The organism is Pseudomonas emilianonis, from assembly GCF_023072625.1.
Lineage (GTDB): Bacteria > Pseudomonadota > Gammaproteobacteria > Pseudomonadales > Pseudomonadaceae > Aquipseudomonas > Aquipseudomonas paraveronii.
This window is the reverse complement of record NZ_JAKNRV010000603.1, coordinates 1-1,911: the sequence shown is the minus strand read 5'-3', so window position 1 is coordinate 1,911 and position 1,911 is coordinate 1. Positions and strand designations below refer to the sequence as shown.

Here is a 1,911-nt window from a genome sequence, read left to right as displayed (position 1 = left end):
CCGCTGCCGGGGCGGCAGATCGCGCCAGTGGCCAGGTGCAGGTTGCACAGCGCGTTGGTGTTCCAGGTGCCGTGGGTGCTTTGGTTGAGGCCCATGGTCCAGCAGCTCATCCACTCGGCGGCCTGGCCGATCCAGTCGGCGGCTTGGCGGATGTCGGCTTCGGCCAGGCCGGTCAGTTCGGCGACCCGGTGCGGCGGGTAGTCCTCCAGAAAGCCGGGCATGGCCTCCCAACCTTCGGTGAAGGCGGCGATAAAGGCCGGGTCGGTGTGCCCGTTTTTCACCAGCAGGTGCAGCAAGCCGTTGAGCAACGCCAGGTCGGTGCCCGGTTTGATCGGCAGGAACAGGTTGGCCTTGTCGGCCGTGGCACTGCGCCGTGGGTCGACCACGATCAGTTTGGCGCCGGCCTTGACCCGCTCCATCATGCGCAGGAACAGGATCGGGTGACAGTCGGCCATGTTGGCGCCGATCACGAAGAACAGGTCGGCGCGGTCGAAGTCTTCATACGAGCCGGGCGGCCCGTCGGCACCGAGGGAGAGTTTGTAGCCGCTGCCGGCGCTGGCCATGCACAGCCGTGAGTTGGACTCAATGTTGGCGGTGCGCACAAAACCCTTGGCCAGCTTGTTGATCAGGTACTGGGCTTCCAGCGACATCTGCCCGGACACGTAGAACGCCAGCGCATCCGGGCCATCGCGGTCGAGGATGGCGCGCAAACGGCCGGCGGTCTCGCAGATGGCCTTGTCCATGCCGATACGCACCGGGTCGTGATCACGCGCCTGGCGCAGGTAGGCGTTTTCCATGCGGCCAGACTCGGCGATGGCTTGCCCGCAGGTGCTGCCTTTGGTGCAGAGCCGGCCGGCGTTGGTGGGGTGGGCCTTGTCGCCGATCACCTTGACCACGCGGTTGTGCTCGACGTGCATGACGATGCCGCAGCCCACGCCACAATAAGGACACACGCTGCGTACACGTTGGTTTGCCATTGGTAATCCTCGGATCTTTTCTGCCCGCCCATAAAAAAAGCGCCCTGCAACCCTCCGTTGGAAACGGGGATTACACGGCGCCTTTGTCGTGAGTGGGCAGTCAGCGTTGACTGCTTGGTTGGTGTGTTCCTAGCAAGTCACGCGCCAGGTTTTTCACACGCCGCTGTGACGGGCTTGGTTGCGCCCTGTGCGCCTGCGCCACACGGGAAAATGCACTTTTATGACGCCAGCGCGCACCAGTTGGAGGCACAACACGCGGTGTCTGGCAGGGTTGAGCGGCACTTGCCGCCGTTGCGGCGGGCATGACGGCGGATTGGCACAGAGCCTGCAAGCTCAGGAACAATCCCACCTCGGTCAACGACGATCGACAGGCCGTACAGGTCATGGGCACCAGCGGTAGAACCGGCGAAGACGTCCGGATCGACCCCGCATCAGAACAGGCAAAGGCGCCTGGAACCGCAAGGTTTCAGGCGTTTTTTTTTGCTTTTTTCAAACCGTGATGAGCGTTGTCGGGTGCTTGATATGAACTCCAGTCTGAAACAGCTGAAAACCCTGATCGTCGTCGGCAATGGCATGGTCGGCCATCATTGTGTGGCGCAACTGATCGAGCGCGGCGCCCTGGACCACTACCGGCTGCATGTGTTCAGCGAGGAGCCGATGCGTGCCTATGACCGCGTGCATCTGTCCGAATACTTCACCGGCCGTGATGCCGAGTCGCTGGCGTTGTCGCACGTCTCGCTGTACCAGACGCCGGGTGTGACCCTGCACCTGGGGCTGCCGGTGCTGGAAATCGACCGCGCCCGCCGTGAGGTGATCACCGCCGCAGGCAGCGTGGCGTATGACACGCTGGTGTTGGCGACCGGCTCTTATCCGTTTGTGCCGCCGATCGACGGCGCGCAAGGCGATTCGCGGCTGGTCTATCGCACCCTGGAAG

Annotated in this window: 2 protein-coding genes; one reads left to right on the top strand and one right to left on the bottom strand. The window is 63.4% G+C overall.

Translation table 11 applies throughout. The annotated features are described in order from the left end of the window. Positions 1-977, bottom strand: a 977-nt coding sequence (locus L9Z73_RS29930) for a molybdopterin-dependent oxidoreductase (protein ID WP_247408541.1), incomplete at its 3' end; no start/stop codon positions are given. A 522-nt stretch (positions 978-1,499) separates the two neighbouring features. Here L9Z73_RS29930 and L9Z73_RS29925 point away from each other — a divergent pair. Then, the coding region (locus L9Z73_RS29925) for an FAD-dependent oxidoreductase (RefSeq protein WP_247408539.1) at positions 1,500-1,911 on the top strand (412 nt) is incomplete at its 3' end.